We start from the raw sequence: 8478 nt of genomic DNA, 5'->3' as shown, positions 1-8478 counted from the left end.
GTCATGATCAGAGGCCTCACCCAGTTCCACGCCATCAAGCATGGTTGGAGCCTCCGAAATGTGTGAATCTCGTAGCCCGCAAGGGGAGAGGATGAGATCGAGCAAGCCGCTTTAAATCAACCGCACCCCTGATATCGCCGACTTCAGCCAGCGCAGCGCTTGTGGCGGCTGGGCTGCGAGCGGGGCGACGGCGGCCTTCTGGGTGCGGCACTTCTCCAGCTCCGCGACGAAATCGGTGGACCATTGCTGAATGGTGTGGCCACGCAGCTTCTTCATCATCGCGTCCCAGCGCAGCTTGCGCTCGGTGAGCGGCATCGAGGCCGCGATCGCGATCGCGCGCGCCATGCCGTCGATGTCGTGCGGATTGACCAGCAGCGCCGTTTCGAGCTCGTTGGCGGCACCGGCAAATTTCGACAGCACCAGCACGCCGGGATCGGCCGGGTTTTGGGCGGCTACATATTCCTTGGCAACCAGGTTCATGCCGTCATGCAGCGGCGTCACCACGCCGACCTGCGCGGTGCGATAGAGGCCCGCAAGGACGGTCTGGCTGAAGCCCTTGTTCAAATAGCGGATCGGAGTCCAGTCGACCTCGCCGTGGCGGCCGTTGACGTCGGTGACGAGGCGCGCGACCTCGTTCTGGAGATTGCCATAGGCCTCGATCGCGCCGCGCGAGGGATTGGCGATCTGAAGCAGCGAGATGCTGCGCGCAAACTGCGGCTGCTCGGTCCAGAGCCGGTCGAACGCGCTGATGCGGTTGACGAGGCCCTTGGAATAATCGAGCCGGTCGACGCCGATCGCGAGCCGCTCGCCATTGAGGCTGCGGCGCAGTCGCGACACGTCGGGATGCGATGCCGACTTGGCGGCATAGGCTGCGAACTTTTCCGCATCGATACCGATGGGGAAGACTTGGCAGCGCGTGCGACCATACTGCGAGATCACGATACCGTCTTCGACGGCGAGACCGAGCTCGCCGCCGACATAACCGAGAAAATTCTGCCGGTCCTCCTCGGTCTGGAAACCGAGCAGATCATAGGCCAGCATCGCCGCGATCAGCTCACGATGATTGGGCACGCCCTGCATCACCGCGGCCACCGGCCAGGGCGTGTGCAGGAAGAAGCCGATCGGATCATCGACGCCGAGTTCACGCAGCTCCGCGCCGAGCGCCAGGAAATGATAGTCCTGCACCCAGAACGCGGTCCGGGCTTTGCGGAAACGCAACAAGGCGCGCGCCATGAAGGCGTTGACCTCGCGATAGCTGACGTAATCCTCGCGCGAGACGCGAATCAGATCGCTGCGCGAATGCAGCGCTGGCCACAACGCCGAATTGGCAAAACCTTCGTAATAGCCGCCGTAATGCGCAGCCGGCAGATCCAGCGTTGCGATCGCGCCCGAACCGAGCGCTTCGATCTCGGCAAACGGTTCCTTCTGATGGCCGTCACGCACGCGGCCTGAAGATCCCACCCAGATCGCCCCTGAATGCTCGACAACGGGAAGCAATGCCGCGGCCAGACCGCCCGTCATAGGCTCATTGGGCTTGCCGCGGGCGACGCGATTTGAAACGACGACTAAGTTCACAGGTCGTCCCCTCCTGTTCATTCCACCCCGTTTAACTGCCGTTCATCAATATGGTTCCTGTCATGATTTCTTCGGATTGAAACCAAAATCGGGCGTGCGCGTTGGAACAGGTTTCGCCTGCGGAACCCGGAAATTTCACTGCAAAGACAGCATTAGCGGGTGTGTTGCGCAGCATGAATTGCGCCGCGCAAGGTGCGCGTGGCGACGGTATTGTGTCTGCGACGTGGCGCTGCCTTCGTTTCACCTCGGATCGAGCAGGCGCGCGAGGAACATGCGCACATCGGCCGGCGCATCGAAGTGACCGTTCACGCCCATGGCGCGGCGGCCGACCGAGAAAGCGAGCCCGTCCATGTCGGGCATGATCGCGAACACCGTCTCATCCGTGACGTCGTCGCCGATGAACAGCGGGCGGCGCCCCCTAAACGGTTCATGCTTCATCAATTCGCGCACGCCGCTCGCCTTGGTGAATCCCGAATGCTTGATCTCGCAGACGAACTTGCCGGGCAGCACTTCAATGGGCGCGTTGGGCAGGTCGGCGCGGATCAGCGAGACGGATTCGTAGATCGCCTTCTCCGCATGCGGCGCGAGGCGGTAATGCAGCGCCAGCGAATAGCCCTTGTCCTCGAGCAGAATGCCGGGCGAAAGCTTGGCGATCGCAGCGAGCCGCCGCTTCAGCTCCTTGTCCAGCGGCGGCGCGTGCACGTCGTCCGCTTCACTGTCCACCGACAGCCGCATCTCCGCGCCGTGGCCTGCGACGGCGCGGAAGATGTCGGGTGCGAAGATCAGGTCGATGTCGTTGAGCGAGCGGCCGCTGACCAGCGCCAGCGCGCCGGAGGTCCGTTCTGCCAGCCTGTTGAGCGTCTCCGACAGGCCGGGCGGCACCCACACTTCGCGCGGGGTCGGCATCAGGTCGAGCAGCGTGCCGTCGATGTCGAGCAGGATCGCAGTCTCGTCGAGATGCGGGACGAGCGCATGCGGCACCGGCACCGATTCGGGCGCATCGTCGTCGTGCATGGTGCGCTTCTGGTCCAATGCCATTTCCGCAAGTTCCGATTTCATCAGTCTACTCCATAAAGGCGAGCGGCCGCGCGATTTGTTCGAGCGATTTTCGTTCCGCGGAGACGGCATAGCGCCACGCCACGATCGCAGCCGCGATCATCAGGAATGCCCCCAGCAGATAGCCGGCGAACACGCTGGTGCGCGATCCCGTATCGATCAGCGCGCCGAACAATGCCGGCCCGATCACGCCGCCGATGCCGGTGCCCACCGCGTAGAACACCGCGATCGCCAGTGCGCGCACTTCGAGCGGGAAATTCTCGCTGACGGTGAGATAGGCCGCGCTCGCGGCGGGCGAGGCAAAGAAGAAGATCACCATCCAGGCGATGGTCTGTCCCTGCGCACTGAGCACACCGATCGTGAACAGGTAGCCCGAGAACGCCAGCAGCAGCCCTGAGATGCCATAGGTAAACATGATCATGGTGCGTCGTCCGAGCGTGTCGAACAGGCGGCCGAGCAGCAGCGGGCCGAGGAAATTGCCGGCAGCAAAGGGAAGCAGGTACCAGCCGACATGATCGGCGCTGATGCCGTAGAAATCGGTCAGCACCAGCGCGAAGGTGAAGAAGATGGCGTTGTAGAAGAACGCCTGCGCGCTCATCAGCACGAGGCCGACCAGCGCACGCTGGCGATAGGCGGAAAACAGCGTATGCACGACCTCGCGGATCGGCGTGTGATCGCGCATCTTCAGCCGGATCTTTGCGAAGCGTCCCTCGCCCGCATCCTGGTCATGGCCGAGCACCGAGCGCTCGATATCGTCGACGATGGCATGGGCCTGATCCGGCCGCCCGTGGATCATCAGCCAGCGCGGGCTTTCCGGAATCCACATCCGCATCAACAGCACGACGAGGCCGATGGCGGCGCCGATGAGATAGGCGAGCCGCCAGCCGAGATCGGGCCCCATCAATGCGGGATCGAGCAGCACGATGGCCGCCACCGCGCCCATCGCGGCGCCGATCCAGAAGCTGCCGTTGATGACGAGATCCGTCCAGCCGCGATAGCGCGCCGGCACCAATTCCTGAATGGTCGAATTGATCGCGGTGTATTCGCCGCCGATGCCCGCGCCCGTGAGGAAGCGAAACAGCGCGTAGCTCGCAATGTCCCAGGATAGCGCCGTCGCGGCGGTCGCCGAGAGATAGAGCGCGAGCGTGATGAAAAACAGTTTCTTGCGGCCGATGCGGTCGGTGAGCCAGCCGAACCCGAGCGCACCGAGCACGGCGCCGGCGAGATAAGCGGAATTGGCGATGCCGAGATCGAGATTGGAGAAGTGCAGCGAAGGACTCTGTTTCAGCGCGCCGGAGAGTGCACCGGCAAGCGTGACCTCGAGCCCATCCAGGATCCAGGTGATGCCGAGCGCCAGCACGACGCGGGTGTGGAAGCCGCTCCACGGCAGCGCGTCGAGACGCAAGGGAATGCTGGTCTCGACGATGCGATCGGTCGCAGCAACCGCCGCAGGGACGGCAGGTCCATAGTTCAGCGCTGGGGTTTGCTGCAATTCCATCGGGTTGTTGGATCTGACCAAAGGACGCAGCCCCGGTTCACTTGATGTGGACGGGGGCGATCCGATCATCGGGGTGCGGCATGTCGCCTGTCACATGCGACAACGTCTGCAGCGGTGCCAGGTTCCCGCAGGAACAGTCCCACTTGCCGTCCGTTTGCGATGGAGCCGCAAGGAGTTGACGCATGGCTCATGCCAGAAAGACGACACATTCGCGCAAGACAGCGGCGCGCCGGAAGACCAGCGTGCGCAAGAGCACCAAACGCGCAACACCGAAGCGCTGGTCACAGCGGGTGACGAAGGAAAGCGACGCGCTCGACCTGAAACGCGGGGTGTTCAAGCTGACCAGCCCGAGGAAGATCGCGGCCTCGCTGAAGCGATCGGCCGAGCACAGCTCACGCCGCAAGACCGGCGCCTACTGCTCGGCGCTGTCGATGCTGACCTTCTACATCAACCGCGCCGGCAAGACGCTGCCGAAGACCCAGCGCACCCGACTCGAAAAGGCGAAGGTTGAGCTGAAGCGGGCGTTCGGGAGGGAGTGAGAACTCCGCTGTCGTCCCGGACAAGCGGAGCGCGTGGCAGCGCGGAGCGCTGTCAGGAGCGCAGCGCAGATCCGGGACCCATACTCCGCAGCAATCGTGTTGCGAAGGCTCGGAGTTGCCAGCGCGTGCAACAACGCAATTCGGTGGTTATGGGTCCCGGATCAGCGCGCGCTTGAGGCGCGCTTGTCCGGGACGACAAGCGGAGTATGAGGCGCCAGCGAAAACCTCCGTCGTCGTCCTGGACAAGCGAGCGGAGCGAGTGCTGATCCAGGACCCATAACCACAGGGAGAAATTTGGCGAAGGCTCGTGGTTGCCGGTCTTCGTCCAATTGCTCGTTGGGGTAATGGGTCCTGGCTTTCGCCAGGACGACGATGCGGCTACGCCGCCCTGATATTCCCCATGAAGCGGTCGAGCTCGGCGCGGAGGCGGGTGCTTTCGGAGGACAGCGTCTTGGCCGAATTCAGCACCTCTTCCGACGCAGTGCCGGTCTCGGCAGCGCCACGGTTGACCTCGCCGATGTCGGTGGCCGCGGTCTGGGTGCCCTGCGCGACGGTCTGGACGCTGCGGGCGATCTCCTGCGTCGCCGCGCCCTGCTGCTCGACGGCGCTGGCGATCGAGGTCGAGATCGACGAGATCTGGCCGATGGTGGCGCCGATTTCCTTGATCGCGGCGACCGATTCGGCGGTGGCGCCCTGCATGCCCGCGATGTGCGAGGAGATCTCGTCGGTGGCCTTGGCCGTCTGGCTCGCCAGCGATTTCACTTCGCTGGCAACCACCGCAAAGCCGCGGCCGGCGTCGCCGGCGCGTGCCGCCTCGATGGTGGCGTTCAGCGCCAGCAGATTGGTCTGCTCGGCGATCGCCGTGATCAGCTTGACGACTTCGCCGATCTGCTGGGCGGCATGGGAGAGCTTGCCGATGCGGCCGTCGGTTTCCCTCGCCTGCACCACGGCGGCTTCCGCAATGCGGCTGGAATCGCGGACCTGGCGGCCGATCTCCTCGACCGAGGCCGAGAGCTCTTCCGTTGCGGTCGCGACCGACTGCATGTTGGAGGAAGCCTGCTCGGAGACGCCGGCGACCTGGCTCGACAGGGTCTGCGTGGTCTCGGCGGTGCGGGTCAGCGTCGAGGCCGCCGACTCCAGCTGCACGGCGGAGGACGAGACATTGGAGACGATGGCGCCGACCGCGCTCTCGAAATCGTCGGCAAAGCGGATCAGCTCGGCGCGGCGGCTGGCGGCCTGCTCCCGGTTCTGGACTTCGCTGGCGGCAGCGTCGCGCTCGGCCTTGGCCACGGCCTGAACCTTGAATTCTTCGACCGCGCCGGCCATCTCGCCGATCTCGTCCTTGCGCCCCAAACCCGGCAGCACGACGTCGAAATTGCCCGAGGCGAGCTCGCGCATCGCCTTGCACATCGCGATCATCGGCCGCGAGATGCCGTTGCCGAGCATCAGAGCCAGCGCCGCGCCGACAGCAAGGCCGCCCAGCGCCAGCATCAGCATCAGCCGCTCGGTCTCCATAATCGTCGTGTTGGCACTGGCCTCGATGCGCTGCTGGTCGGCGGTGAGGTCCGAGCGGAGATCGGCCGAAAGCTTGAGAATGGAGGCGGCCGTCTTGGTCATCTCGCCGTTCGACTTGACGATGACCTTCACGTTCTCGGTCAGCTTCGAGAAGGAGGTACGGTACTGCTTCAGCAGATTGCCGATCTCGGTGACGCGATCAGTGATCTTCTGGTCGTTGGCGTAGATCGAGACCAGCAGGGTCTCCAGGAACTTGATGCGCGCGATAACGCCGTCGGCGGTCTTCGGCTCGGGCTTGGCGACGAAGGCGCTGACCGAAGTGGAGACCGCCAGATATTGCGAGGTGACGTCCTTGGCCGTGGTCTGGACCGAGGCGAGGCCGGCGAGCGCCGCGGTATCGGCGAGGTCGTCGAACTTGAAGCGGATCTTGTTGCCGACGCTGTTGAGCTCGTCGGCCGCGATCTTGTTGTTCTCGCGCGTCAGGGCGATGATCTCACCGAACACCTTGGTGAAGCGCTGGAACTCGGCCTCGAGCTTGCCGACCTGCTCGCGGCGCGCAGCCCCGGTCGTGGCCGCCATGGACTTGGCGATGGCACCCTTCAGATTCTCTTCCGCGGCCTTGGCCGCGGTCTCGTCGTCGTTCGCGCCGGTCAACGTATAGGCCCGCGCCAGCCCCTGATAGGCGATCAGCTCGCGGTCGACGGTCCGGGCGAGGTCCGCTTCCGACACGCTGGTGCGGTAGGACGCCACTGCGGCCTGGATCCGCTCAAAGCCGAAATAGGCGAAAGCCATGCTGACGGCGAGGATGGCCAGCACCGCCACGAAGCCGAGGATGATTTTTGCGCGAAAACGCAAGGTGAGCAGCTTCGATGTGTTCGGCTTCGACTTGACGGGCATTCCCCCACCCCATTCCATTCGCGGAAAACCAGGCGCAGCCCGGGAGCAGCCCGCTCCCCGACTCGTATGCACGGTAGTTGGCAAAGGATAAGCGGCGGTAAATTTGCGGCGCCGCAACTGGCGGTTAGGTGTCGCGGGGAATGTTAAAGCGGGCTTTCTGGCGCCGCTAAAATTGAAGGCCGCCGCCCATCTCCGCTCGTCGTCCTGGACAAGCGAGCGGAGCGAGTGCTGATCCAGGACCCATAACCACAGGACGTGGTTTGGCGAAGACTCGGAGTTGCCGGTCTTCGTCCGATTGCTCGTTGGGGTAATGGGTCCTGGCTTTCGCCAGGACGACGATGCGGCTTACGCCGCCCTGATATTCCCCATAAAGCGGTCGAGCTCGGCGCGGAGGCGGGTGCTTTCGCTGGAGAGAGACTTGGCCGAATTCAGCACCTCTTCCGACGCAGTGCCGGTCTCGGCAGCGCCGCGGTTGACCTCGCCGATGTCGGTGGCCGCGGTCTGGGTGCCCTGGGCGACGGTCTGGACGCTGCGGGCGATCTCCTGCGTGGCCGCGCCCTGCTGCTCGACGGCGCTGGCGATCGAGGTCGAGATCGACGAGATCTGGCCGATGGTGGCGCCGATTTCCTTGATCGCGGCGACCGATTCGGCGGTGGCGCCCTGCATGCCGGCGATGTGCGAGGAGATCTCGTCGGTGGCCTTGGCCGTCTGGCTCGCCAGCGATTTCACTTCGCTGGCAACCACCGCAAAGCCGCGGCCGGCGTCGCCGGCGCGTGCCGCCTCGATGGTGGCATTGAGCGCCAGCAAATTGGTCTGCTCGGCGATCGCCGTGATCAGCTTGACCACTTCGCCGATCTGCTGGGCGGCATGTGACAGCTTGCCGATGCGGCCGTCGGTCTCCTTGGCCTGCACCACGGCGGCTTCGGCGATCCGGCTGGAATCACGGACCTGGCGGCCGATCTCCTCGACCGAGGCCGAGAGCTCTTCCGTTGCGGTCGCGACCGACTGCATGTTGGAGGAAGCCTGTTCGGACACGCCGGCGACCTGGCTCGACAGGGTCTGCGTGGTCTCGGCGGTGCGGGTCAGCGTCGAGGCCGCCGACTCCAGCTGCACGGCGGAGGACGAGACATTGGAGACGATGGCGCCGACCGCGCTCTCGAAATCGTCGGCAAAGCGGATCAGCTCGGCGCGGCGGCTGGCAGCCTGCTCCCGGTTCTGGACTTCGCTGGCGGCGGCGTCGCGCTCGGCCTTGGCGACGGCCTGAACCTTGAATTCTTCGACCGCGCCAGCCATCTCGCCGATCTCGTCCTTGCGGCCCAAACCCGGCAGCACGACGTCGAAATTGCCCGAGGCGAGCTCGCGCATCGCCTTGCACATCGCGATCATCGGCCGCGAGAT

The 8478-nt window shown here is 64.7% G+C and carries 6 protein-coding genes; 1 reads left to right on the top strand and 5 read right to left on the bottom strand.

Annotated elements, in window-relative coordinates; translation table 11 throughout:
• Positions 1-111: 111 nt before the first annotated feature.
• From JQ592_RS38065 to JQ592_RS38055, 3 genes are all read right to left on the bottom strand, one after another.
• The gene (locus JQ592_RS38065) at positions 112-1575 is read right to left on the bottom strand and encodes a trehalose-6-phosphate synthase (protein WP_211407835.1); all 1464 of its coding nucleotides are present in this window, start codon (positions 1573-1575) and stop codon (positions 112-114) included.
• A gap of 240 nt (positions 1576-1815) precedes the next feature.
• Positions 1816-2634, bottom strand: coding sequence for a trehalose-phosphatase (gene otsB / locus JQ592_RS38060; protein WP_211407834.1), 819 nt, complete (start codon positions 2632-2634; stop codon positions 1816-1818).
• A 4-nt stretch (positions 2635-2638) separates the two neighbouring features.
• Positions 2639-4129 carry an MFS transporter gene (locus JQ592_RS38055; protein WP_211407833.1) on the bottom strand — a complete coding sequence of 497 codons (1491 nt, stop codon included), beginning with the start codon at positions 4127-4129 and terminating at the stop codon, positions 2639-2641.
• A 182-nt stretch (positions 4130-4311) separates the two neighbouring features.
• Between JQ592_RS38055 and JQ592_RS38050 the strand changes: the two genes are divergently transcribed.
• Positions 4312-4668: a DUF3175 domain-containing protein gene (locus JQ592_RS38050; protein WP_211407832.1), complete on the top strand. Its 357-nt coding sequence runs from the start codon at positions 4312-4314 to the stop codon at positions 4666-4668.
• A gap of 378 nt (positions 4669-5046) precedes the next feature.
• Here JQ592_RS38050 and JQ592_RS38045 read toward each other — a convergent pair whose 3' ends face one another.
• On the bottom strand, positions 5047-7080 hold the full coding sequence (locus JQ592_RS38045) for a methyl-accepting chemotaxis protein (protein WP_211407831.1): 2034 nt from the start codon (positions 7078-7080) through the stop codon (positions 5047-5049).
• A 345-nt stretch (positions 7081-7425) separates the two neighbouring features.
• Positions 7426-8478 (bottom strand): methyl-accepting chemotaxis protein (locus JQ592_RS38040; protein ID WP_211407830.1); only part of this gene is annotated, 1053 nt, incomplete at its 5' end.

This window comes from Bradyrhizobium iriomotense (assembly GCF_018129405.1).
Classification (GTDB): Bacteria; Pseudomonadota; Alphaproteobacteria; order Rhizobiales; family Xanthobacteraceae; genus Bradyrhizobium; species Bradyrhizobium iriomotense_B.
This window is presented reverse-complemented; position numbering and strand designations above follow the sequence as displayed.

What these genes read in the sequence shown, in the direction of transcription:
- JQ592_RS38055 (WP_211407833.1), bottom strand. Translation starts at nt 4,129, where the DNA reads ATGGAATTGCAGCAAACCCCAGCGCTGAACTATGGACCTGCCGTCCCT.
- otsB (WP_211407834.1), bottom strand. Translation starts at nt 2,634, where the DNA reads ATGAAATCGGAACTTGCGGAAATGGCATTGGACCAGAAGCGCACCATG.
- JQ592_RS38050 (WP_211407832.1), top strand. Translation starts at nt 4,312, where the DNA reads ATGGCTCATGCCAGAAAGACGACACATTCGCGCAAGACAGCGGCGCGC.
- JQ592_RS38045 (WP_211407831.1), bottom strand. Translation starts at nt 7,080, where the DNA reads ATGCCCGTCAAGTCGAAGCCGAACACATCGAAGCTGCTCACCTTGCGT.